Below are 24,115 nucleotides of genomic sequence, written 5' to 3'. Positions count from 1 at the left end.
AGTGCGCCGTGGCGCAGCTTGCCAAGGCAATTGCAGAAGGTGTGCCAAATGGGTGCAGGGTGATTCATTTGAGGGCGTTGCGAGTTTCTTGAGCCCCGAAATAGAAGGCCTTGAACGGCCCGTACAGGAGCGGCCTTGTGTCGCGACGGGCTGCAAAGCAGCCCCAAAATCTCACAGGAATAAGCGGAAACCCGCCTATCTCCAGTCATCCATAAGCGGAAATCCGCTCATTCTCGCTCGACAAAATCCTCGCGCACCAACCCGTGCCGCTGCATCTTTTCATTAAGCGTGCGCCGCGGCAGCTGCAGGGTCTCCATCACCGCCTTGATCTCGCCCCCATGCTGTCGCAACGCTGCGCGCAGGCATTGCGCCTCGAACGCCTCCATCTGCTCGCCCAGCGATTGCCCGGCAGGCGCTACCTCGATGTTCGGCGAACCTAGCCCCAACGCGTGCCGCTCCGCCGCATTGGCCAGCTCGCGAACATTACCTGGCCAGTCATGCGACAGCAGTTGTGCCAGCTGTGCCCCCGACAGCGGCGGTGCGCAGCGCCCAAGCTTTTCGCCTGCTGCACGGGCAAAGTGTTCGAACAGCAGCGGAATGTCCTCGCGCCGCTCACGCAACGGCGCCAGGCGCAATTCGGCCACGTTCAGGCGGTAGGCCAGGTCTTCGCGAAAACGCCCGGCACGGGCCTCGTCGAGCAGGTCGGGCTTGGTCGCGGCAATGATTCGCAAGTCGATGCTGATGCTCTGGTTAGCCCCCAAACGCTCCAGTTTCTGCTCCTGGATCACCCTTAGCAGCTTGGCCTGTTGCGCCAGTGGCATGCTCTCGATTTCGTCCAGGAACACCGTGCCACCGTTGGCGTACTCCAGTTTGCCGATGCGCTTGCCTTGGGCGCCGGTGAAGGCACCGCTTTCATGGCCGAACAGTTCGGCTTCGAACAGCGCTTCGGGGATGGCCGCGCAGTTGAGGGCAACGAATGGTTTGCCGGCGCGCGGGCCAAAATCGTGCAGGCAGCGGGCGACCCGCTCCTTGCCGCTGCCGGTTTCACCACGAATCAGCACGTTGACTGGCAGGCCGGCCAGGTCCAGCACCTGCCGGCGCAGTTGCTGCAGGCCCTGGGACATCCCCAGCAGTGTGCCTTCCAGGCGTGACTTGAGGTCAGCCTGTTCGTGCAGCCGACGGTTTTCAAGGACCAGCTGGCGCTTTTCCAGTGCCCGGCGCAGGCTACCCAGCAGGTGCTGCGGGGTGAAGGGTTTTTCCAGGAAGTCATAGGCCCCGTTGCGCATGGCTTCTACTGCCATGGGCACATCACCGTGGCCGGTCAGCAGGATCACGGGCAGGTCGGGGTCGTCCGCCTGCAGGCGCTCGAGCAATTGCAGGCCGTCCATGCCTGGCATGCGCACGTCGCTGATGATCACCCCCGGGAAGTGCCGTGGCAGGTGTGCCAGGCATTCTTCGGCGCGAGCGAACAACTGCACAGTGAAGCCGGACAGGCTCAGCCATTGCTCGACGGCAGTACGGATGCTGGCTTCATCATCGACGACGATCACTGAATTCAACATACAGGCTCCAGGTCACGGGGCAGGGTAAGGCTAAGGCGTGCGCCACCAGGTACGTTTTCGGCCAGCAGTTGGCCACCGGCCTCGTGGATGATGCCGTAGGAAATGGCCAGGCCCAGGCCCAGCCCTTCACCCACCGGCTTGGTGGTGAAGAACGGGTCGAACACCTTGGCCAGGTCGGCCTCGGCAATGCCGCCACCCGAATCCAGCACGCTCAGGCGCCACAGTTCGCCATCTGGCTCGATGCGCACCTCCAGGCGTTTGTAGCGCTTGTCGGCCATGGCGTCGAGGGCATTGCGCAGCAGGTTGATCAGCACTTGCTCCAGGCGAATGGCATCGCCGCGTACCCAGGCCGGGCGTGCCAGGTACAAGGCCACCTCGACCCCTTCACTACGGATGCGGGTTTCCAGCAGGTGCAAGGCCTGGTCGACCACGGTGGCCAGATCGAGGCGCTCGCGCAGGCCGACCGGGCTGTTGCGGGCAAAGGTTTTCAGGTGGCTGGTCAGTGCGGCCATGCGTGTGAGCATTTGCTCCAGCGGTTCCAGGGCCTGGCGCGCTTCGTCGTAACGGCCGTGGTCCAGCAGCAGCCGCAGGGTTTCCAGTTGCATGCGCTGGGTGGTCAGCGGCTGGTTGATCTCGTGGGCCATGGCCGCCGACATCTGCCCGAGGGCGGCCAGTTTGGCCGACTGCACCAGGCCCTCCTGGGCGGTGCGCAACTCACGGGTGCGTTCTTCGACCTGGCGTTTGAGCTCTTGTCGGCTGCGCTGGCGCAGGCGGGCCAGGCGCAGGCGCTGGCTGACGAACAGGGCGGCGAACACCAGGCTCAGCCACACGGCTGCGGCGCCCAGGGCGGCATTGCGGCCATCGGCGGCCACCTGTGGCTTGCGCAACAGGTGCAAGGTCCAGTGGTCACCTTCCAGCGGCAGGCTTTCCCACAGGTACTCGGCACTGCCCTGCGGGCCTTGCACGCGGCTAAGGGTGCTGTACTCGGCAAAACGGGTCAGCACCTGGTGCTGCAGGGGCACCAGCGGCTGTTTGTCGTACTGGCGTGTTTCAGCCAGCTCGGCACGGTCGGCACCACTCAGCGGCTGGAGCTCGCGGTAGCGCCAGCCGTCCTGGTTGGCGATGAAGGTGATGCCACGGGCGTCGCTGACCAGCAGGATTTCGCTGCCCTGGCGCCATTCGCGTTCCAGCTCGGGGAATTCCAGCTTGACCACCATGGCACCGAGAAAGCGGCCATGCTCGTCATTTACCGCGCTGGCGAGGAAGTAGCCCGGTACGCCACTGGTTACGCCCACGGCGTAAAAGCGGCCACTGCCTTGGCTGCGGGTTTGCTTGAAATAGGGGCGGAAACCGTAGTTGGAGCCGACGTAGCTACTGGGCAGCCGCCAGTTGCTGGCGGCAATGGCCAGGCCGGTGCGGTCGAGCAGCTCGAGGGTGGAGGAATTGGCCGCGCCATTGATGCGCTCCAGCTTGCGGTTCAGGGCGTCCTGCACCTGTTCATTGACCGGGCCGCGCAGGGCGGCGATCAGTTCCGGGTCCAGCGCCAGTACGGCGGGCAGGGCACGGTAGCGGTCGATCAGGGTGTGCAGGGCATTGGCGTACAGCCCCAGTTGCTGACTGGCACGCCGGGCGTCGTCTTCCATGGCCTGGCGCTTGGCCTGGTGCATGGCCCAGCCGGCACTGAGGGCGGTGCCCAGCAGGATGAGCAAGGTGATCAGCCCCAGACGCAGGGCGCGAAAGGAAAAGGGCATTGGGGCGGATCCGGAATATTTGGGGATCGGGGCCGGCCCTTGCGCAGGTCTACCTGCGAAAGGGCCGGTACAGGCGGCCGGTTTCAGTTACAGCAGTTCAAAGCTCTGCTGTTGCACCGCTTGGGAGTCCAGGCCTACCTGGACATTGAACTCACCTGGCTCGGCAACCCGCTGCAGCTGGCCATTGTAGAACTTCAGGTCATCCTCGTTGATGCGGAAGGTCAAGGTCCGCGACTCACCGGGCTTGAGCATCAGCTTCTGGAAGTTCTTCAGTTCCTTGACCGGGCGGCTCATCGAGGCCGACACATCCTGCAGGTACAGCTGCACGACGGTTTCGCCGGCCACCTTGCCGGTATTCTTCACCGTCACCTTGGCCTCCAGGTTGTCACCGCGCTTGAGGTCCTTGTGCGACAGCTTCAGGCCGGACAGCTCGAAGCTGCTGTAGCTCAGGCCATAGCCGAACGGGTACAGCGGGCCGTTAGGCTCTTCGAAGTACTGCGACGTGTAGTTACCCGGCTTACCCGGCGTGAACGGCCGGCCAATGCGCGTGTGGTTGTAGTACATCGGGATCTGCCCGACCGAACGCGGGAAGGTGATGGCCAGCTTGCCGGATGGGTTGTAGTCGCCAAACAGCACGTCGGCGATGGCATTGCCGCCCTCGGTACCGGCGAACCAGGTTTCGAGGATGGCGTCGGCCTGCTCGCGTTCCCAGCCGATCGACAGCGGCCGGCCGTTCATCAACACCAGTACCAGCGGCTTGCCGGTCGCCTTCAGGGCCTTGATCAGCTCACGCTGGCTGGCTGGAATTTCCAGGGTGGTACGGCTGGACGACTCGTGGGACATGCCACGCGACTCGCCGACAACCGCTACGACCACGTCGGACTGCTTGGCAGCCTTCACGGCTTCGTCGATCAGCACCGCAGGCGGGCGTGGGTCGTCGACGATTTCCGGTGCGTCGAAGTTGAGGAAGTTCAGGTAATCGAATATCGCCTTGTCGCCGGTGACGTTGGAGCCTTTGGCGTAGACCAGCTTGGCCTTGCCTTCTACGGCGCGGCGCAAGCCTTCACGCACTGTCACCGAGTGCACGGGTTTGCCGTCGGCAGCCCAGCTGCCCATCATGTCGATCGGTGCATCGGCCAGCGGGCCGACCAGAGCGATGGTGCCGGCTTTTTTCAGCGGCAGGGTCTGGTTGTGGTTTTCCAGCAGTACCAGGCTGCGGCGGGCCACATCACGCGCGGCTTCGCGGTGCAGGCGGTCGTTGCCGTAGTAGTCTTTCAGGTCGGTTTCGGCCTTGCCGATGCGCACGTACGGGTCCTTGAACAGGCCCATGTCGTACTTGGCGCCAAGCACTTCGCGCACGGCCTGGTCCAGCTCGCCCTGGGTCACTTCGCCGGACTTCAGCAGGCCTGGCAGCTCTTCGCCGTACAGGGTGTCGTTCATGCTCATGTCGATGCCGGCCTTGATCGCCAGCTTGGCGGCTTCGCGACCGTCGCGGGCGACACCGTGGCGGATCAGCTCCTGGATGGCGCCATGGTCGCTGATGGTCACACCCTTGAAGCCCCACTCCTTGCGCAGCAGGTCGTTCATCAGCCAGGTGTTGGAGGTGGCCGGCACGCCGTTGATCGAGTTCAGTGCCACCATCACCCCGCCAGCACCGGCGTCGAGGGCGGCGCGGTAGGGCGGCAGGTAGTCGTTGTACATCTTCGGCAGGCTCATATCGACCGTGTTGTAGTCGCGCCCGCCTTCCACGGCGCCATACAGGGCGAAGTGCTTGACGATGGCCATGATGCTGTCGGGGTTGGACGGGCTGCTGCCCTGGAACGAGCGCACCATCACCTGGCCAATCTTCGAGGTCAGGTAGGTGTCTTCACCAAAGCCTTCACTGGTGCGGCCCCAACGTGGGTCGCGGGCAATATCGACCATGGGTGCGAAGGTCATGTCCAGGGCGTCGGCCGAGGCTTCGATGGCGGCGGTGCGGCCAACCTTGGCCACGGCGTCCATGTCCCAGGTGGCGGCCATGCCCAGGCCGATCGGGAAGATGGTGCGCTCGCCGTGGACGGTGTCGTAGGCGAAGAACATCGGGATCTTCAGGCGGCTGCGCATGGCCGCGTCCTGCATCGGGCGGTTTTCGGGCGCGGTGCGTGAGTTGAACGTGCCACCGATACGGCCAGCGGCGATTTCCTCGCGGATCTTTTCGTGTGGCATTTCCGGGCCGATGCTGATCAGGCGCAACTGGCCGATTTTTTCGGCTTCGGTCATCTGGCTGATCAGATGGTCGATGAACGCCTGCTTGTCCTGCAGGGGCGGGGCGGTGGGGGCGGCGAGGGCCGCCTGACTGGCAAGGCCCATGGCCAGGCCCAGCAAAGACAATTTCATCATCAATTCCGTTGTGGGGCCTCTGCCGTATCCAGCGGTGATACGTGCGCGGCCGAAGTTTTCAGGCGGCTATTGTTGTACGATTGACACGCTCATTTTCCAGCGGCGGATTATGCCTGAATATGTCGCTTGGGGACGAAGCCCCGAATGCCGGGACAACAACTATAAGAACGCTCAAGAGACCGACGGCATGACCCCCCTCGACGAATACCATCAACGGCAGATTGCCGAAGCCATTGCCCGTGCTGAAAAGCGAACCGATGCCGAACTGGTGACGGTACTGGCCCGCCGTGCTGACGATTACGCGTATTGGCCGCTGTTGTGGGCCGCCGTGCTGGCGCTGGCTGTGCCGGGGCTGTTGCATTGGCTGCTGGGTTGGCCCAGCGTGCGTGGCTTGCTGGTGGCCAACGTGTTGCTGTTCGTCGGGTTGTGCCTGTTGCTGCGCAACCCGCTTCTGGCCGGCTGGCTGATTCCTCGTGCTTTGCGTCGCTGGCGCGCTTCACGGCTGGCTCGGCAGCAGTTTCGCGAGCAGAACTTGCAGCGCACGGCAGGCGCCACGGGCGTGCTGATCTTCGTCAGCGAGGCGGAACGGCATGTGGAGATCCTGGTCGACCGCGGTATCGAGCATTATCTGGATACCAATGCGCGGGCGGCCATTGTCGCCCGCTTTGCCGAGCAGGTGCGTCAGGGGCGGACCTTGCAGGGGTTTGTCGAGTGCATCGATGCGTGCGGCGAGTTGCTGAGCGAGCATGTGCCGCCTACCCATGCGCGCAACGAGTTGCCCAACCGGTTGGTGATCCTGGACTGACTTGGAACCTGCAGGGTGTAGAATGCGGTTCCCGCTATTCGAGGCACCGTTTCTCCATGTCCGCCAGTTCTTCCGCCCCCTCTGCGTCAGATGCACGCGCCCGGTTTCTCGGCCTCCTGAATGCAGCCTTGCACGGCAACACCTTGGTCAAACTGGTGCTGGCGCGCCATGTCGGTGCCGACCAGACCTTGCAACGGATCATCGCCAAGCCGCTGCAGGTCAAGGGCCAGCCATGCCTGTCGCTGGTCTACCGCCACCAGACCCGCGACATTACCCGCAACCTGTCGCTGGAACAGGCGCAGGCGCTGGTAGCCGAGCTGCTGCCGGACAGCTTCCGCAATGCCCACCTGTTCGACGCAGATGGCGAAGTGCAACTGACCTTCAGCAAGAAGGGCAAGCCGATGTTGCAACGTCACGGCGCGCAGGCTCCACGGGAGGCCACGACGAGCAGCGGCCATGACCGCGAGAAGAAGCGCTATCTGGATTTGTCGAGGCCGTTCCTGCGTGACCTTGGCGTGACCGACGCACAAGGTGCATTGATCCCGTCCATGTCGCGCAAGTGGAAGCAGATCAACAAGTTCATCGAGGTCTTCGACCACGCCCTGGCCAGTGCGCCGGTACCTGCGAAACAGGCACTGCGGGTGGCCGACTTCGGCTCGGGCAAGGGCTACCTGACCTTTGCCATGCATGACTACCTGAGCAACAGCCTGGGCCGTGAGGCACAGGTCACCGGTGTAGAGCTTCGCCAGGACATGGTCGACCTGTGCAACGCCGCTGCTTCGCGCCTGGAGCACCCGGGCCTGGAATTCCAGTGCGGGGATGTACGTAGCGTGGTGCCCGAGGCCATCGAAGTGATGATCGCCCTGCATGCGTGCGATATCGCCACCGACTACGCCATTCACACCGGTATCCGCTGCAACGCCGCGATCATCATGTGCTCGCCGTGCTGCCACAAGCAGATCCGCCCGCAACTGCACAGCCCGGGGTTGCTGCAACCCATGCTGCAATACGGCTTGCACCTGGGCCAGCAGGCCGAAATGCTCACCGACAGCCTGCGCGCGTTGTACCTGGAAGCCTGCGGTTACGAAACCAAGGTGTTCGAGTTCATCTCGCTGGAGCACACCAACAAGAACAAGATGATTCTTGCGGTGAAGCGGCGACAGCCGGTGGCTAACGGCGAGTTGCTGGAGAAGATTGGCCAGCTCAAAGCGTTTTATGGGGTGCAGGAGCATTGCCTGGAGACGTTGTTGCGGGCGGATGGGTTGCTTTGATTCGTCCCAGTTCTCTTTTCAGCCGTCATGCAAGGATATGACCACAACGCCAACCACGATCACCAGGATGGAGGTGATCTTGCGTGACACGCTGGTTGGCGCGATATCCTCGGTCAAAAAGGATGGGAAATAGCGTGTGGCTATGAACCCAAACAGTAGAACAAATAATGGGTGTATGCTGACGACGACGGACACCAGCGCAGCACCACCGCCAGCAGACAGCGCAGCCATAAAAAATATATAACCGCCAACATCGAAGGTGTTGGTGACGCCAAATACTCCAAATTGTCTGAGATTCAGCTGTTTTAGGTCGTGTACGATCAACTTTCGGCAGTGAGGTATCAAAAGTAGTAAGAAACCGCCGAGTGCATAACCAAGAAAGTTGAACAGTAGTACGGATTCCAGGCTTTTTAGCCTAAGTATTTCATCTGATAATACTGTTGAGGCTGCGCCGAAAAAGGCGGAAACCAGAATCATCAAGATGTGCTTTTTCTGGCCTAGCCCGTTTAGGGTCTTGCCCGAAACACATAGCAACAGGATGCCACCAGTTATAAAGAAAAAGCCGCCTGCCTGCCAGAGCGTAGGGATAGCATTGAAGAGAAATACTGACGCGATGAGGACGAACAGTGGCTCCGATTGGTGAATCGGGATCACGATCGATACGTCCATGCTTTCTAGCGAATAGCTATAGGCAAAATATTGCATGAATATAGCGAGGCCTGAAAGGATGTTTAGGGTTGCCGTTGTCAGAGCTATATCAGTTGGTGGCACTGCGGCATAAATTATGGCAGCGAAAAAAATATTCCCAATGCTGAGCAGGAATATGAATGAGATATAGTTGGATGTAATGTTGTTGATCGCGAATTTATCGATCATGTTGGATAGGCTCCACAATAATGGAGCCATGAGTGAAAGGTATAGCCAGGTCATGATGGTCTTCCCAGGATCTCAAGAATTGTGCATCTACTACGATTCAAGAGATCGATTGAGAAGTCGTCGGTGTCATGGTCGAAGATGAAGGTGTTTTGGTAATGGAACGTCTGGGCGGTCTCGAAGCTAACGATTTCATCCAGAAATTTTGATGCTTCCCCGAACCTTGAAGTGTGATGAAGTTTCAAGATTTTCATGGCGTTACCATAATGTGCTGCCTCGTCGCGGGCTGCATTTCTTATCCAGGTCGACAAGCAGTCGGGGCCAAGGCTGTCAAACAGATCAAAGTCCTGCTTGTAAGCTCTAGTGCTGGTGATCTCGTCGAACGCAATGGATAGTAGTATTGTGAATTCATCGCGAAGGAATGGTGATATTGAGCTAAAGTCTGGTTCTCTGGATTTTATTGCATGGTCAATAAATTCTTCACTTTGACTGTAAAGTACGCTATTTATTTTGCGAAGACCCCGGTAGTGATTCTGCTCGTCAAGATGCCATAAGCAAACAAACTCAAGGAATTCATCGCTGAAGCTCAAGTCTCTTCGTTTCATGAGGTAGGTAAGGAAGTGCTTTGAGTCGAATTCTGAGCTCATGTCGTGCCAGAAGTGTTGTTGGCGCTCCTCGATTTTTTTCTTACAGCCGACAATTGTTCTTGGGCTTAAATTTTTCAGCAGGTCGACAGATGACCAATCATAGCATTTCAGGCCGATTGCTGTTTTTGTATAGCTCATGTCGGTACTCCTTGTACTTACTCTAAGAAGTTTTCGAATTGCCAGATGTCGCTGGTATTGAACCTTCGTGGGAAAAGCCGTCCATCTTTGTCGACCGGAGTCCAGTCCGTGTAAGTGCCTACCATGTCGCCCAAGTAGCAGCGAGCAACGTCCAGTACAAATTGAAAATCCATTTCCTCCGACTCGACAATGCCTTGTCTTGGATGTTTGATGGCCCACTTCACACCGGCAAGTACGCCAGCTGCTACTTGCAATGTGGTCGCTGAGCTTGCAGGGTTCAAATTTTGGGCGGTGGCGTTATTAAGTATGGAGCCGTACCAGTAAGCATTTTTCTCGTGCCCCATGAGAAGTACGCCGAGATAGTCAGCTCCATCACATATTTCATGCCCTTGCAATACACGTTTACGCTGCTGGGGTTGCAAGGAATTTCCATTGAGTTCATGGAGCGATAGAACTGCATCATTGCACGGGTGATAGGCGTAGGTTACGGTGGGCCTATAATCATCCGTGTCGTTTATTGCATATGTAAAATAGTCGGCTAAGGAAATCGATTCGTTATGAGTGATAAGAAAGCCTAGGCATGGCCCGCAAGCAGGTGTCCAGGTTTTTAATCGAACGGAGGCGCCTGGGCGGTTAAAGTAAATTGACTTTCTATAGGCAGGCGCATGGAAGCAGGCGCCTATGGGTAATGTCAGTTCATGAGTTCCCCAGCCAAGCTCTGAAGGTTGACAGCCTTCTCCAATGAACCCATCGACAGACCATGTGTTTATAAATTCGCCTGGTTCTTTCGCGATGTTGGCTGTTTGAGTATCATGTTCGGCTATGTGTATGGTTTTAACATTCAATTGCCACGCAAGTCGCGCCCATTCTTGGCGCGTAGCGGGGATATAGTCGCTGGTCCCGTACACGTCGTGTCGAAGGTTGAGTAGTGCTTGCTTGACGAAATGGGATACCAGGCCGGGGTTTGCCCCGTGAGCGATGACTGCGGTAGGCCCATCTCGAAGAAGTCGCTTTTTCGCGAGTGCGCGGTCTCGTAATGAGTAGTTGGTTCTGTGTTGGAGGTCGATGCGGCTGTCAGTGTATTGTCCGGCCCATGGTTCAATGCAAGTGTCTAGATACAGTGCCCCTGCTTCATGGCAAAGAGATATTAATTGGAGGCTGGCTACATCCACTGACAGGTTGACGAGAAATGTTTGTTCATCCAGGTCGTTGAGAATGCTCTTATAATTTTCTCTTGTCAGCGTTTCAGTGTGCCAGTTGATAGTGATTCCATGTTCTATCGTACATTTATTTTCAATGTGTGGGGCAATGATTTTTAGTGATGTTATTTCTTCTTTCAATTCGCTGATCAGAATGGGAAGAAAAGCTGAGGATACTGCACCGTAACCAATGATGATCATCTTCATTCACTAATGCTCTGACTGGGTTTTTGTTTTTGTGCTAGGTGATGGGTGTGCTTCCCCGTAGTGCGATGGAGTTGAGCTGCTCCCGTGCTTGAATAAAGCTGAGGTTCTGATGGCTTGTCAATGTTTTCTGCAGTTTGTGTTGTATTTTAAAAAGTGGACTACAGATAAGTCTCAAAATCTCGTAGGAAATTTCTTGTATATAGCGAATTTCTGAAAATTTTTGATTTAATGGCTGGATTTTTATTGAGTGAAAACGAAGATCCCGATGCGCTACTGGAGCGTCTGGCCGAAGGTGGGTGTGATGATGTGTTGGTGGGTGTAGGCCAGCCGGGGCGACAGGCACTTGCATTCATCCGGGAGGCAGCCTCAGCGAAACAGGCTATCGAGAGCGCACTGAATGATGTTGGCAGGGTTGTTCCAGGCGCCCGCCTCATTGAAGCGACGCCTGACCTGGTAGGGCTTACCGATGTGGCGGAGATTATCGGCGTATCTCGGCAAAACATGCGCAAACTCATGCTGGCACATTCAAACAGTTTTCCAGCACCTGCTCACGATGGCACTACCTCTCTATGGCATCTTGCCGACGTTCTGGCCTGGTTGCAGGAGCGAGGTAGTTACTCGATAGGCCCGGGTACCTTGGAGCTTGCCCGCACTGCGATGGCTGTCAATGTAACGCGTACATATGAGCGGGTCTTTGGCAGGGCTGCATTGGCGCATTGAAGCTGTATTTCATGACCCGTTCATTTACGGGGGAGCGGCACTTCGATAGCTAATGTCGACAGCCCCAGCGGATGCGTACTGGCGTCATAGAAATGCACCTGCGTCCCGGCCAAATCTCCAAACCGATCAACAAAATGCTGCTTCTGGTTGATCACCGAAGCTTCGCTCACCGGCCGGATAGCAATCGAGAGCTGCTTCGGTCGGGCCTGGCGGATGGCTTCGAGCAGGTGCTGGTCACTGCTGTCCAGGTGCTGACCGAACAGGCATAACCCTTGGCTTTCCTGGGCCAGCTGCCCCAGGCACCAGCTGAGGTAATCCGAATGGCGGATGGCGCGCAGTTTTTCGTCACTGCGGTCTTCGTTGACGAACAGTGGCACTTCACCCGGGATGTTCACGGCAAAGCCATCAAGCAGTTCGGCGCTGTCGGCACTGCGTTGGCGGGTGGTGCCGTCTGGCAGCTTCAGCAGATGCAGGCCGCCGTGCAGGTGCATCACCCGCGTGCCTTCGCTGCGGGTGCGACGCACGTCGAAGAAGCCTTGTTCGTCGAACAGTTCGGCGAAGCCGTATGGGGCGCGCTGTACAGCCCACGGTAGCAGCAGGTCGTAGTTGCTGGTGTAGACGCTGCGGTAGCCACGCAGGGCCTGGTTGAGGGTCGCGAGGGTGGCTGACGGCATCAGCGGCCATGGCAGGTGTACCGTGCGCACGGCGTGAATCAACGCTTCCTTGATCGAGTAATAGCGGTTCAGCGGTGCGGTGGAGTTGATGGCCAGCGCGGCGTTGGTACGCACGGTGGTGTTGAGGGCGCTGAGCACCGGCTCGAACAGTTCCGTGCCCAACGACTTGAACAGGGCCTGGTCACTGACCGCCAGGCCTTTCTTGCGACCTGCGCGTTGTGCTTCCTCGAACAGCGAGAAATAGCCGAAAGGCTTCCACACTGCGCGGCTGGCGCCGTTGCCCAGTAGCAGGGCATCGCAGGGATGGCGGGCGGCGAGTTCTGGCCAGGGGGTGAGGATGGCGTCAAGTGCAGGCATGCTGGAGTCCGTTGGGTGGAGCGGGGAGCGGGGGCGACTTTAGCATGTCGTGCAGGGTGTGCGACGCCTACAGGCCCTTGTCAGTGCGCAAGGGCCTTTAATACATGATCAGGATCATTACGTATTGCGCGTAGTAATGCCTTGGCAGGCCCGGTAGGTTCTCGCCGCCCTTGTTCCCAATTCCTCAATGTTGCTACCTGAACATCGATGATCTCGGCAAAGCGTGCTTGCGTGAGTCCCGTTGCCTTGCGGATGTTACGCACCAGGAGTGCATCGATCTCGAACTCTCGAGAAGGCGCCTGCTTCCCTTGGACGATGTCGTCCATTTGTTGCACGCTTTCCATCAGTTCGTCAAAAAAGCGGTTCATGCGTGCCTCCAGTGTTCAATGATCGACCTCAGCGCCTTGCGTTGTTCATCAAGGAGTTCCTTGACTCGCTTGGTGAACAAGGCTGTTTCGGTAAAAAGCATAACAGGTTGTACGCCATTGGCGTAGCTGCTGGTGGTCCAGCGCCACAGAGAAGGATTGCCCGGCCGTATTCAGGATCGGGTCAGCGAGGCTAGCGAATCCGCTCTTCACTGGGCGATCATCCTTTTCCGGGGGGCGGGTAGTCCTTTTCTCTGTAGGGGCCGAATGGGTTGCGATAGCGTTCTGTTCAGCCCTCTCCGGTAATGAGCGTGCTGCGGTTGCGGTTACGCCACACCCGATACGCCCGAATTCCCGCCCGCACCGAGCCGAACAGCAGTTTGTCTTCCATTTCCCGTGCCATCCCCGAGCGCACCAGCATGCGCAGGAACGTGCCCCGGGCGCGGGCGATGGCAAAGAAGATGCCTTGCGCGGCCAGGGTGTCGCGCACTTCACGCAAGGCGGCGATACCGCTGACGTCGATGCTGGTGACGGCTTCGGCATCGAACAGCACGGCCTTGGGCTGGTCCTGGCTCTGCACCGCTTCGAGCAGGCGCATCTTGAAGTAGTCGGCGTTGAAGAACAGGATCGCGTCGTCGAAGCGGTACACCACCAGGCCCGGCACGGTGCGGGCGTCCTTGTGCTTGCGGATGTCGACCTGGCCTTCGGTGCCCGGCAGCCAGCCGAGCACGGCGTCGGTGGGTTGGTAGATGCTGTAGAGCAGGCGCAGGATCGCCAGGGTCACGGCAAACACGATGCCGGGCAGCACGCCCAGGCCCAGCACGCCCGCCGTGGTCAGCAGGCAGAGCCAGAACTCGAAGCGGCTCAGGCGGCGGATGAGCCCCAGCGACTTGATGTCGATCAGCCCCCAGCCGGCCATCAGTAGCACGGCGCCCAATGCTGCCTGCGGGATCCACGCCATCGGCGCGGTGAAGAACAACAGGATCAAGGCAATGACCAGCGCGGCGACGATGCCCACCAGCTGGCTCTTGCCACCCACCATGTCATTGACGGCGGTGCGCGAGTCGGCGCCGCTGATGGCAAAGCCCTGGGACACCCCGGCCGCCAGGTTGCTCACGCCCAGGGCGACGAATTCGTGGTTGGCGTTGATCGCGTAGCCGTGGCGGGCGGCAAAGCTGCGTGCGGTGAGCATGGCGCTGCAGAAGCTGACGGTGGCGATACCCAGGGCGTCGCGCAGCAGGCTCTTCATTTCTGCCAGGTTGCTGTGCGGCCAGGCCAGCTGCGGGATGCCGGCGGGCACCGGGCCGAGGATGGCGACGCCGAAGCGGTCGAGGCCAAACAGGCCGACCAGCAACATGAACAGTGCCACCACGGTCAGCGCGGCGGGCAGGCGTGGGAAACGCCGTGGCAGCCAGATCAGCAGGCCCAGAGCGGCCAGGCCGATGAACAACGTGATCCAGTGGATCTCACCCAGGCGCTGGAAAAAGTTGATCAGGCTGAGGATAAAACCGTCACCCTCGATCTTGAACCCCACCACCTTGGACAGCTGCCCTGCGATCAGGCTCAGGCCGATGCCGTTGAGGTAGCCGATCAGGATCGGTCGCGAGAAGAAGCTGGCGATGAACCCGGCCCGTGCCAGGCCGGCAGCGATCAGCATCACCCCGACCAGCACGGTGACGATCACCGACAGTTCGGCAATGCGCTGCGGGTCGCCCATGGCCAGCGGCGCCACGGCACCGGCGATCATCGCGCAGGTGGCGGCGTCAGGGCCTACCATCAGCTGGCGCGAGCTGCCGATCAGGGCATAGACCATCATTGGCAGGACGCAGGCGTACAGGCCGTACTGTGGCGGCAAACCGACAATTTGTGCGTAAGCGATGGCGATGGGTATCTGAATCGCCGCGACCGAGAGGCCTGCCTGCAAATCGGCATGGAACCATTCGCGGCGGTAGTGCAGCAGGTTGGCAAGGCCCGGTAGCCAGCGGGAGAGAAACATGCGTCGTCCTTTCGAAATGCTTCACGTAACCATCTACGCATTGAAGCGGATCGGCAGGCAATTGGCCATGGGCCAGATCAAACCGGGAGGGCAGAAACGAAAAAAGGAGCCGAGGCTCCTTTTGACAGCGATGACGTTGCTGGAACGTCATGCGGTGATGCAATGTGGAGCGGGTAGAGGGAATCGAACCCTCAACTAAAGCTTGGGAAGCTTTCGTTTTACCACTAAACTATACCCGCGTCTGCGCAGCACTTTTTACCAGAACCCTCCACGAATTAGAAGCCCAAGTTATAAAAAAGCTTGTCGGCACCCTATAGCCTGCGGGATCAGCCACAGGGCGCCGATGCGCTCAAATGGCCAATGCATGCTGCCCCTGTTGTACCGGCTGGTAGCGTTGACGGGTTTCACGCACAGTTGGTTTGAGGAACCCCAGCATGACATTGCGGGTGTCCTCGCAGGCGGCCTTGGTTTCCATATCCAGGAAGTGGCCCGCATCGCGGATCACGCTGAACTGGCTTCGGCCCACGTGCTTGCCGAACTGCCGCGCATCTTCGACCGTGGTGTACTCGTCGCGGTCGCCGTTGATGAACAGTACCGGAATGTTGATATTGCGTGCGCCGTCCAGCGCCCGCTCCAGGTCGTGTTGCAGCACCTCGTTGATGTGGAAGTGCATCTGCGCGTACTCGTGGCTGTCCAGGCTGCTGACGTGGCGGTAGTTGAAGCGCTTGAACAGTGATGGCAGGTGCTTGCCGATGGTGTCGTTGACCAGGTTGCCGACCTGGTAGCGATCGCAGGCGGCCAGGTACTGGCAACCACGGTCCAGGTAGTCGCGCATCGGTTCGTTGATCACCGGCGAGAAGGAACTCACTACGGCCTTCTTCACGCACCGCGGCTGGTGCGCCAGCGCCAGCAGCGTACTTGCGCCACCCCATGAGAACGACATCACATGGTCGGCCTGGAAGTGCTCGATCAGCTCAAGGAGGATGTGCGCCTCGGTCTCCTTGCTGATCAGCCGTTCCTGGCGGTTATGCGGCTTGGACTTGCCGGCATACGGCTGGTCGAACAGCACTACGTTGAACTGCGGGTGCAGGTTACGTACCGTTTGGGCGAACGAGGCCGTGGTGGCCAGCGAGCCATTGATCAGGATGATCGTATTCTCGGCCGCTTCCGCGCGATAGAACTCCGTGTAAACCCGATACTGACCTTGGATATCAAGTACAGCGATTTCTGGCCTCATGTCATCGACTCCTGGCGCAAAAAGGGTATTCGCGTCACCTAGGGTGCACGTTCTTTATGACAGGTAGGCATTCGCCTGAAGAGTAACCGGGGGGCCCTGTGTCGATCCTTGGCACATGCGTCGACGGTATTGTTTTTGGCGGGCAATTTGCCGTGCCCCAAGGCATCGAGGCCCTGGGTGGCCGGCAAAAGGCGTCTTCGACTGCGGGCGTGACTTGTTAGTCACATGCAGACTGACGATTTGGATTCAAGCAGTGGGTCAGGGATCCTGCAAGTGCCGTTCGGGAGATTTTGTGACTTTTGTCGCTGAGCGGTCGTATGACCACCTTGGGCCAGAACGGGCAGCCTAGACAGTGGCGATTTCATCCGCCGTCAGTTCACGAAACGCCCCCGGAGCCAAATCAGGATCCAGGCGGATCGCGCCCATGCTTTCCCGGTGCAACCCCACCACCTTGTTGTCGAAGAACCCGAACATGCGCTTGACCTGGTGATAGCGCCCTTCGACGATCGCCAGTCGCGCCTGGCGCGGGCCGAGGATGTCCAGCTGGGCGGGCAGGGTGGTGAGGTCTTCAAAGGCGAAGTAGAAACCCTCACGAAACTTGGCCTCATAGTGCTCGCCAATCTCGTCCTCGGTGTCCACCAGGTAGTGCTTGGGCAGCTTGGTGGCAGGTTGGGTCAGGCGCCGTGACCATTGGCCATCGTTGGTCAGGATCATCAGCCCGGTGGTGTTGAAGTCCAGGCGCCCGGCTATGTGCAGGTCGCCTCGCAATGCTTCGGGCAGCAGGTCGAGCACGGTAGGGTGCTGCGGGTCCTGGGTGGCGCTGACACAGCCCGTGGGTTTGTGCAGCATCAGGTAGCGCGCCGGTCGGCCAGCCTGCAGCACCTGGTCGTCCAGCTCCACGCGGCTGAATTCGCGTACCTCGGTCAGCGGGTCGCTGACCACCTGTCCATCTACCCGCACACGACGTTGTACCAGCATCAGGCGGGTTTGTTGGCGGTTGAGGCTGGGCAGGTTGGCAAGGAAGCGGTCGAGGCGCATTGCAACAGGTCAGTGAGAAGTGGTTGATCGAAGTTGTTCTTCAACGGCCGCGCAGCGTGGGCACAGGCAGGCTTTGTCGCGTAATTCGGCGGGCAGGGCCTGGAGCACGGCCGGGTCGATACTCACGCTGTAGCACCAGCAGGCCTGGGTGGCGCGGCGTGGGTCGGCCAGGCTGCACTGGTTGAGGGCACCGCAAGCGGGGCAGTGTTGGCTGTCATTCATCTTGGGTTTCACTGCAGACGCGGTTACGGCCGGCCTGCTTGGCACGATAGAGCGCTCGGTCGGCGCGGGTCAGCAGGGCGTGCAGGGTATCTCCCGGTTGCAGGCTGCTCAGGCCGATGCTGGTGGTCAGGCGCAGGGGTTGTTCGTCGTAGCTGAACGTAAGCTGTTCGGTGCGGCGGCGGATCTTTTCCGCCACCTCGATGGCCTGCCGACCTTCGGCTTCACGCAGCAGCACGATGAACTCCTCGCCGCCCCAGCGGCAGAGTATATCCGATTGGCGCAGGCTGCCCTGCAGCACATTGGCGAACTGGCGCAGCACTTCGTCGCCTGCCAGGTGGCCGTGGGTGTCATTCAGCGCCTTGAAGTGGTCCAGGTCGATCAGCAGCGCCACCAGCGGCCCACTGTCGCGCTGGGCTTCGTGCAACGCCTGGGCGGCGAGCAAGTCGAAGCTGCGCCGGTTGGGCAGGCCGGTAAGGCTGTCGAGCGTGGCCAGGGCCTCGGTGCTGGCCTGATGGCGGCGCACCATGGCATGCACCAGCGCCAGCACCACCAACGTGATCATCGCGCAGATGGCCAGGTTCAGGTACAGGGAGTGGCGAATGCGGTCGAGGGCGCCGGTTTCGCGCTTGTCCACCAACAGGTACCAGTCCAGCTCGGGCAAGTGACGCACGTTGAGGAAGTGGCTGTGGTTGTCGCTGTCGTGGTACTCGTGGCTGCCTTCGCCGGGCACTCGCTGTTCGGCCAGCACATCGCTCAGTTCGGGGTTGTCGCTCAGTGGCTGGCCGACCCGCAAACCGTGCGGGCCACCTTCGGAACCGGTCAGCAACACTTTGCCTTTGGCATCGACAAACAAGACCGACCGCTGGTAGCGACGCTGGTACTGATCGATCAGCTTGACCACCGAGGACACACTCAGCCCGACCCCGGCAGCGCCAATGAAGCGGTGCTGGTAGTCATGCACCTGGTAGTTGATGAATACGGTCAGGCTGTCCTGGTTGGCCATGTCCAGGTCGACGTTGATCTCGTAGGGGGCCTTGAGGTCGCGCAGGCGGAAATACCAGGCATCGCGCCATGTGCCGGCTTGCACATGCTTGAGCACGCCCTTGGCTTGATAGTAGGTGAGGGTGCGGTCGGAGACGAAGAACGAGGTGAAGGTGTCCTGCTTGCCCATGACCTCGCCCAGGTAGCGTGTCATGCGCTGGGTGTCCTTTTCGCCCGACAGTACCCAGTCACGCAAAAAAGTATCCTGGGCCATCATCGAGGCGATCAGCACCGGGCGAATCAGGTCTTTCTGGATTTCCGAGTAGACCGTGTCGGAGGTCAGCGGCAATTCGGTATTGATAATGCCGTCGCGGATGGCGCTGCGCGAGGAGAAGTAGCTGAGCAGCGAGGTAGCAAGGAAGCCGCAGGCCAGCAGCACCAGCAGGGTAACGATCAGCGAGCGCTGCGAGAACAGAGCGGAACGTGAGGGCATGATCTTCCCATGATGTGTGCCGAGCCGCCCATTCTAGTGAGATGACCGATAAATGACTGCAAGTTTTTCGGGGTTATCGCACCTGTATCAAATTGTTGCAGAAATGGCACTGCACCTCGGCGTCGCTGTCTTATTCAGTGTCGATGAACGCATCACGCATCGATGCTCGCCAGCGCCGCTGTTCGGGCACTCCAGCGGTCCAGGAGGCCGCCATGTCCTATCGAATCCTGTTGATCGCCCTGCTGGGGCTGATGACTTCCGCCTGCGCCCCGTACTACGAGAGCGGGGGCTATTACCGTTCGGACTACTACTCCACCGACCGTTACGTCTCGCCGGGCTATTATCGCTATGACCGTTACTACGTCACGCCGCAACCGCGCTATTACTACCAGCCTGCGCCACGCTATTACTACCGGCCAGCCCCCGCGCCGCAATACCGGCCGTATCCGCAGCCGGGGATGAACCGGTGGCATGGCAACCCGCGCTACGACTATGGCAATCGTCAACGGCAAGACTACAGGCAAGACCGGGATCGCCATGACTATCGTGATGGCAGCCAGCGCTACCAGCGTGGCGATTCGCATTCCAACAGGCAGGGGAATGGTGGCGGGCGTTGGGATGGCCAGCGTGGCCAGGGGCAAGGAGGCAACTGGCAGCGGTAAGGTGAAGTGAAGCGGGGGCGCTTTGCGCCCCATCGCCGGCAAGCCTAACCCAGATCTGCCAATGGGTGCCGCCCCTCCCACACCTTGGCAAAATGCGCCTCGACCACCGCCGCCGGCACCTGCGCCACATCGGGCCAGTGCCAGCGCGGCTGGTCGTCCTTGTCCAGCAGGCGGGCGCGTACGCCTTCGCTGAACTCGGGGTGACGGCAACAGTTCAGGCTCATGCTGTATTCCATCTGGAACACCTGTGCCAGCGACAGATGCCGTGCCCTGCGGATTTGCTCCCAGACCAGGTGCGCCGTCAGTGGGCAACCCTGATGCAGCCGTTGGCCGGCCTCGGCCAGCAGCGGGTCGTCATGGTGCTTGAGCCCTTCCAGTGCACGCCAGGCCGCCGCCGCATCGGCCACGTCGAGCAACGCATCGATCACCTGCCGCCTTGGCAACCACTGGGCTTCGGGCAACTCGGCACAGGCGCGGTGCTGTTCGGCCTTGAGCAGGCTGTTCAGCTGCAGGGCGGTCTGCTCTTGCCAGTTCAACTGCAGCAGTTCTTCGATCAATGCCTCTTGCTGGTGCTCGCCCAGAAAGCGGTCGGCCAGGCCCAGGTCAAGGGCATCGCGGGCGTTGATCGGTGCCCCCGTCAGCCCCAGGAACAACCCCAGCTTGCCCGGCAGCCGTGCCAGAAACCAGCTCGCGCCCACATCGGGGTACAGGCCAATGCTGATTTCCGGCATGGCCAGCCGGCTGCTGGGTGTGACGATGCGCACGTTGGCCCCCTGCAACAGCCCCATGCCGCCACCTAGCACATGGCCATGCCCCCAGCACAGCAGCGGCTTGGGGTAGGTGTGCAGGGCAAAGTCCAGGCGGTACTCGGCGGCGAAGAAGGTGGCAGCCAGGGGCGGCACGCTGCCGGGGTGGTCGCGGCAGGCTTGTACCAGTGCGCGTACATCGCCACCGGCGCAGAAGGCTTTTGCGCCGTTGCCGCGCAGCAGCACGCAGACAACACCCGGGTCGTGGGCCCAGGCATGCAGTTGTTCGCCCAATACTTCGATCATGGGCAGGTTCAGGGCATTGAGTGCCTTGGGTGCATCCAGGGTGGCAATGCCGATGCGGGCGCCATCGGCGCCGGTGAGTACCTCGCAATGAATGGCCATGGACTACCTCGCTCAAGTCATCGCACAAGTATGGCCTGCCTGGCCGAACATGCCGGTTGTCGGTCGGATCGTTTGACAAGCGGGAAGGGCTTACCTAGTGTCGCGCCATTGTTTACGGATGGCCCCATGACTGACGACGATCGCATCAAACTCGAACCCGGCTGGAAGGCCGCACTGCGCGCCGAATTCGACCAGCCCTACATGCATCAGCTGCGAGCGTTCCTGCGCAGCGAATATGCCGCCGGCAAGGAGATCTACCCGCCAGGGCCGCTGATCTTCAATGCACTCAACTCGACACCGCTGGACCAGGTGAAGGTGGTCATCCTTGGCCAGGACCCTTACCACGGGCCGGGCCAGGCGCATGGTCTGTGTTTCTCGGTGCAACCGGGCGTGGCCACGCCGCCGTCGCTGGTCAACATCTACAAGGAGCTGCAGCGCGACCTGAACATCCCGATTGCCAGCCATGGCTACCTGCAAAGCTGGGCCGAGCAAGGTGTATTGCTGCTCAACACGACCATGACCGTGGAGCGAGCCAATGCGGCATCGCACGCCAAGAAGGGGTGGGAGTTCTTTACCGACCGGGTTATCCAGGTGGTCAGTGAGCAGTGCCCGAACGTGGTGTTCCTGCTGTGGGGCTCACATGCGCAGAGCAAACAGAAGCTGATCGATGGGACCAAGCACCTGGTGCTGAAGTCGGTGCACCCGTCGCCGTTGTCGGCTTACCGTGGGTTCCTGGGGTGCGGGCATTTCAGCCGGACCAACAGCTTCCTTGAGCAGCGTGGCATGGCACCAATCAACTGGGCATTGCCGCCGCTTTGAGGGTTACCGGGGCCGTGCAGCGGCCCCTAGTGCTGGTCCCTTACCCAATACCTGAACAACGGCTCCGCCAGAAACAGCACAAACAGCAAACGCATCACCTGCAAGGCCGTGACCAACGGTACCGACAGTTGCAGGGTCTCTGCTGTCAGGCTCATTTCGGCAATCCCGCCCGGCATCATCCCCAGCGTCAGCGAACGCAAATCCAGCGCGGTCATCACGCTAAGCACCCACGCGGCACTGCCGGCAATCGCCATGCACAGCGCCGTGGCTAACAGCGTGCGCCCCAGGAACGACGGTGCGCGGCGGAAGAAGGCGCGGTTGAAGTGGCAAGCCAGGCCGCTGCCTATCAGCCACTGGCCGATCTGGCTGGCACCATTGGGCAGTGCGATTTGCAGGTTGCCGGCCAGGCTGACCGTGGCCGCTACCAGCAATGGCCCGAACAGCCACGGATTGGGCTGGCGCAAGCGTTGCCAGAGCAGCGCAACGGCAACGCCCAACGGCGCGATCAAGGCCAGCCAGCTCCAGCTGACGCTGCCCGCGTGGTTCAGCGGTACCCCATCACCCAGCAAGAACTTGAACAGTGCCGGTACGCACAGCACCACCGCCAGCACCCGCAGGCTCTGCGCCGCAGCCACCTGGCTCAGTACCGCGCCGTTACGTGCGCCGAGGTTGACCATCTCCCCCGAGCCTCCTGGCATGCTGGCGAAAAACGCCGTGGCGCGGTCTTCACCGGTCTTTCGCAACAGCCACACGCTGATCACGCTGGACAGGGTCGTGAACAGGGCGCCGAAGAAAATCAGCGCAAAATGGCTGCCCACCTGCTCGATCACTGCCGGGGTAAAGTGCAGGCCAATGCCGATGCCGATGATGCACTGCCCGCACTTGCGGCCGTTGGGTATCTCTGACAGTTGCCAGGGCGTCAGGCAGCGCACCAGGATGATGGCCAGCAGCGAGCCGACCATCCACGGCAAAGGCCAGCCGACCTTGCTGGCGATGTAACCGCCAGCAAGGCCGACCAGCCCGGTTGCGACAAACAACGGCAACGCGCGATCAGGCATCGGCCAGGGCCCGGCGCTGCTGGCTGCGTTTGCGCCAGATGCGCAGCAGCGGCAAGGCGAGCATCAGCACCACCAGCGCCCATACGGCCATGCTGATCGGGCTCGACCAGAGGATGCCCAGCTCACCGTTGGAAATCGACAGTGCGCGGCGCAGGTTCTGCTCCATCAGCCCGCCGAGGATGAAACCGAGCAGGATCGGCGACAGCGGGAAGTCCAGCTTGCGCAGGATGTAACCCATGATGCCAATGCCGACCATCAGGAACAGGTCGAAGGTGGTGGCATGCACGGCGTACACGCCGATGGCGGTGATGATGGCGATCACCGGCACCAGCGCCCAGTTCGGCACGGCGAGGATGCGGGTGAAAATGCGGATCATCGGAATGTTGAGGATCACCAGCATGATGTTGGCGATGAACAGCGAGGCGATCAGGCCCCAGACGATGTCTGGCTGCTGTTCGAACAGCAGTGGGCCGGGGGTGATGTTGTACAGGGTCAGGGCACCGATCATCACGGCGGTGGTGCCAGAGCCCGGTACACCCAGGGTCAGCATCGGCACCAGGGCGCCACAGCACGAAGCACCGATGGCGGTTTCCGGCGCGGCCAGGCCACGGGCATCGCCCTTGCCGAACTTGCCGCTTTCACCCGCCAGGCGCTTCTCGGTCATGTAGGCCACGGCACTGGCCAACGTTGCGCCGGCGCCAGGCAGAACACCCATGATGAAACCAAGCAGACCGCAACGGATGTTCACCACAAACACCGAAGCCGCTTCCTTGAAGTTGAACAGCATGCGGCCGGTGGCTTTTACCGCCTGGTGGCCATGGTGGGTCTTTTCCAGCAGCAGGAGGATTTCGCTGATGGAGAACAGGCCCAGCACCAGCACCACGAACTGGATGCCGTCGGCCAGGTGCACGCTGTCGCCGGTGAAGCGGTAGACGCCGCTGTTGGCGTCGATGCCGACCGCTGACAGGAACAGGCCGATCAGGGCGGCAATGAACGTTTTCAGGGGTTTGTCACCGGCCATGCCGCCCAGGGCGACGATGGCGAACACCATCAGCACGAAGTACTCCGCCGGGCCGAAAGCAATGGCCCATTTCGCCAGCAACGGCGCGAACAGCACCATGCCGCAGGTGGCGATGAAGGCACCGATGAACGAACTCCAGGCCGACAGCGACAGGGCCACGCCGGCCAGGCCCTGGCGGGCCATCGGGTAACCGTCGAGGGTGGTCATCACGGTCGAGGCCTCGCCCGGGATGTTCAGCAGGATCGAGCTGATACGCCCACCGTACTCGCACCCCAGGTACACCGCTGCCAGCAGGATCAGCGCCGACTCCGGTGGCAGGCCCAGGGCGAAGGCGATGGGAATCAGCAGGGCCACGCCGTTGATCGGGCCCAGGCCTGGCAGCAGGCCGACCACGGTGCCGATCAGGGTGCCGGAGAGGGCGGTGACCAAATTGTAGGGGGACAGGGCGACGCCGAAGCCCTGGCCCAGGTAGCTCAAGGTATCCATGTG

At 60.6% G+C, this 24,115-nt stretch carries 22 protein-coding genes and 1 tRNA gene; 6 read left to right on the top strand and 17 right to left on the bottom strand.

Annotated elements, in window-relative coordinates:
* Positions 1–227: 227 nt before the first annotated feature.
* From QQ992_RS22820 to bglX, 3 genes are all read right to left on the bottom strand, one after another.
* Positions 228–1,562 (bottom strand): sigma-54-dependent transcriptional regulator, encoded by a 1,335-nt coding sequence (locus QQ992_RS22820; RefSeq protein WP_019097250.1) that lies wholly within the window; start codon positions 1,560–1,562, stop codon positions 228–230.
* Entirely contained in the window at positions 1,556–3,313 is a 1,758-nt protein-coding gene (locus tag QQ992_RS22815; RefSeq protein ID WP_286111142.1) for a sensor histidine kinase, read from the bottom strand. The genes QQ992_RS22820 and QQ992_RS22815 overlap by 7 nt, the downstream gene beginning before the upstream one ends.
* Positions 3,314–3,400: 87 nt before the next feature.
* Positions 3,401–5,692 carry a beta-glucosidase BglX gene (bglX, locus tag QQ992_RS22810; protein ID WP_286111141.1) on the bottom strand — a complete coding sequence of 764 codons (2,292 nt, stop codon included), beginning with the start codon at positions 5,690–5,692 and terminating at the stop codon, positions 3,401–3,403.
* A 187-nt stretch (positions 5,693–5,879) separates the two neighbouring features.
* On the opposite strand from bglX, the gene QQ992_RS22805 reads away from it, so the two are divergent.
* Positions 5,880–6,497: a TPM domain-containing protein gene (locus QQ992_RS22805; protein ID WP_286111139.1), complete on the top strand. Its 618-nt coding sequence runs from the start codon at positions 5,880–5,882 to the stop codon at positions 6,495–6,497.
* Between the two features lie 56 nt (positions 6,498–6,553).
* Entirely contained in the window at positions 6,554–7,768 is a 1,215-nt protein-coding gene (locus tag QQ992_RS22800; RefSeq protein WP_119371296.1) for a class I SAM-dependent methyltransferase, read from the top strand.
* 18 nt (positions 7,769–7,786) lie between these two features.
* Here QQ992_RS22800 and QQ992_RS22795 read toward each other — a convergent pair whose 3' ends face one another.
* The 3 genes from QQ992_RS22795 to QQ992_RS22785 are packed head-to-tail and all read right to left on the bottom strand — an operon-like array spanning position 7,787 to position 10,832.
* Positions 7,787–8,644, bottom strand: coding sequence for an EamA family transporter (locus QQ992_RS22795; protein ID WP_433963098.1), 858 nt, complete (start codon positions 8,642–8,644; stop codon positions 7,787–7,789).
* 50 nt (positions 8,645–8,694) lie between these two features.
* Entirely contained in the window at positions 8,695–9,426 is a 732-nt protein-coding gene (locus QQ992_RS22790) for a hypothetical protein (RefSeq protein WP_286111135.1), read from the bottom strand.
* A gap of 17 nt (positions 9,427–9,443) precedes the next feature.
* On the bottom strand, positions 9,444–10,832 hold the full coding sequence (locus QQ992_RS22785; RefSeq protein WP_286111134.1) for a saccharopine dehydrogenase C-terminal domain-containing protein: 1,389 nt from the start codon (positions 10,830–10,832) through the stop codon (positions 9,444–9,446).
* A gap of 228 nt (positions 10,833–11,060) precedes the next feature.
* Between QQ992_RS22785 and QQ992_RS22780 the strand changes: the two genes are divergently transcribed.
* Positions 11,061–11,552 (top strand): helix-turn-helix transcriptional regulator, encoded by a 492-nt coding sequence (locus tag QQ992_RS22780; RefSeq protein WP_286111133.1) that lies wholly within the window; start codon positions 11,061–11,063, stop codon positions 11,550–11,552.
* A gap of 20 nt (positions 11,553–11,572) precedes the next feature.
* Here QQ992_RS22780 and QQ992_RS22775 read toward each other — a convergent pair whose 3' ends face one another.
* The 3 genes from QQ992_RS22775 to QQ992_RS22765 all read right to left on the bottom strand — a co-directional run bounded on the left by QQ992_RS22775 (position 11,573) and on the right by QQ992_RS22765 (position 14,944).
* The gene (locus QQ992_RS22775) at positions 11,573–12,583 is read right to left on the bottom strand and encodes a DUF4917 family protein (RefSeq protein ID WP_286111132.1); all 1,011 of its coding nucleotides are present in this window, start codon (positions 12,581–12,583) and stop codon (positions 11,573–11,575) included.
* An 80-nt stretch (positions 12,584–12,663) separates the two neighbouring features.
* Positions 12,664–12,951, bottom strand: coding sequence for a NadS family protein (gene nadS / locus QQ992_RS22770; RefSeq protein ID WP_286111130.1), 288 nt, complete (start codon positions 12,949–12,951; stop codon positions 12,664–12,666).
* 286 nt (positions 12,952–13,237) lie between these two features.
* Positions 13,238–14,944, bottom strand: coding sequence for a SulP family inorganic anion transporter (locus tag QQ992_RS22765; protein ID WP_286111129.1), 1,707 nt, complete (start codon positions 14,942–14,944; stop codon positions 13,238–13,240).
* On the opposite strand from QQ992_RS22765, the gene QQ992_RS22760 reads away from it, so the two are divergent.
* Positions 14,943–15,143, top strand: a complete 201-nt coding sequence (locus tag QQ992_RS22760; protein WP_119371292.1) for a hypothetical protein — start codon at positions 14,943–14,945, stop codon at positions 15,141–15,143. The two genes, QQ992_RS22765 and QQ992_RS22760, sit on opposite strands and share 2 nt — an antisense overlap.
* On the opposite strand, the gene QQ992_RS22755 is transcribed toward QQ992_RS22760, so the two are convergent.
* The 5 genes from QQ992_RS22755 to QQ992_RS22735 form a co-directional block, all read right to left on the bottom strand.
* Positions 15,110–15,183 (bottom strand) — tRNA-Gly (locus QQ992_RS22755). The two genes, QQ992_RS22760 and QQ992_RS22755, sit on opposite strands and share 34 nt — an antisense overlap.
* A 110-nt stretch (positions 15,184–15,293) precedes the next feature.
* Complete coding sequence (gene phaG, locus QQ992_RS22750) at positions 15,294–16,181, bottom strand: (R)-3-hydroxydecanoyl-ACP:CoA transacylase (protein ID WP_105945805.1); 888 nt, start codon at positions 16,179–16,181, stop codon at positions 15,294–15,296.
* A 345-nt stretch (positions 16,182–16,526) separates the two neighbouring features.
* On the bottom strand, positions 16,527–17,219 hold the full coding sequence (locus tag QQ992_RS22745; protein ID WP_016713678.1) for a pseudouridine synthase: 693 nt from the start codon (positions 17,217–17,219) through the stop codon (positions 16,527–16,529).
* Between the two features lie 9 nt (positions 17,220–17,228).
* Positions 17,229–17,441, bottom strand: a complete 213-nt coding sequence (locus tag QQ992_RS22740; RefSeq protein WP_060497939.1) for a cysteine-rich CWC family protein — start codon at positions 17,439–17,441, stop codon at positions 17,229–17,231.
* Entirely contained in the window at positions 17,434–18,915 is a 1,482-nt protein-coding gene (locus QQ992_RS22735) for a sensor domain-containing diguanylate cyclase (RefSeq protein WP_286111128.1), read from the bottom strand. The genes QQ992_RS22740 and QQ992_RS22735 overlap by 8 nt, the downstream gene beginning before the upstream one ends.
* A 212-nt stretch (positions 18,916–19,127) precedes the next feature.
* Between QQ992_RS22735 and QQ992_RS22730 the strand changes: the two genes are divergently transcribed.
* Positions 19,128–19,577 carry a hypothetical protein gene (locus QQ992_RS22730; RefSeq protein WP_105945808.1) on the top strand — a complete coding sequence of 150 codons (450 nt, stop codon included), beginning with the start codon at positions 19,128–19,130 and terminating at the stop codon, positions 19,575–19,577.
* 44 nt (positions 19,578–19,621) lie between these two features.
* Here the strand turns inward: QQ992_RS22730 and dspII are convergent, their stop codons facing one another.
* Positions 19,622–20,728, bottom strand: coding sequence for an enoyl-CoA hydratase/isomerase DspII (gene dspII, locus QQ992_RS22725; RefSeq protein WP_286111127.1), 1,107 nt, complete (start codon positions 20,726–20,728; stop codon positions 19,622–19,624).
* A gap of 126 nt (positions 20,729–20,854) precedes the next feature.
* Here dspII and ung point away from each other — a divergent pair, with 126 nt between their 5' ends.
* Complete coding sequence (ung, locus tag QQ992_RS22720) at positions 20,855–21,547, top strand: uracil-DNA glycosylase (protein ID WP_286111126.1); 693 nt, start codon at positions 20,855–20,857, stop codon at positions 21,545–21,547.
* Between the two features lie 26 nt (positions 21,548–21,573).
* Here the strand turns inward: ung and QQ992_RS22715 are convergent, their stop codons facing one another.
* Positions 21,574–22,605, bottom strand: a complete 1,032-nt coding sequence (locus QQ992_RS22715) for an AbrB family transcriptional regulator (RefSeq protein WP_286111125.1) — start codon at positions 22,603–22,605, stop codon at positions 21,574–21,576.
* Entirely contained in the window at positions 22,598–24,112 is a 1,515-nt protein-coding gene (locus tag QQ992_RS22710) for a tripartite tricarboxylate transporter permease (RefSeq protein ID WP_286111124.1), read from the bottom strand. Before QQ992_RS22710 ends, QQ992_RS22715 begins: the two co-directional genes overlap by 8 nt.
* Positions 24,113–24,115: the final 3 nt, after the last annotated feature.

The sequence above is a fragment of the Pseudomonas kurunegalensis genome, from assembly GCF_030291635.1.
In the GTDB taxonomy this organism is placed as follows: Bacteria; Pseudomonadota; Gammaproteobacteria; order Pseudomonadales; family Pseudomonadaceae; genus Aquipseudomonas; species Aquipseudomonas monteilii.
Note: the sequence above shows the minus strand (reverse complement) of the source record. Positions and strands in the feature narration are given on the sequence as shown.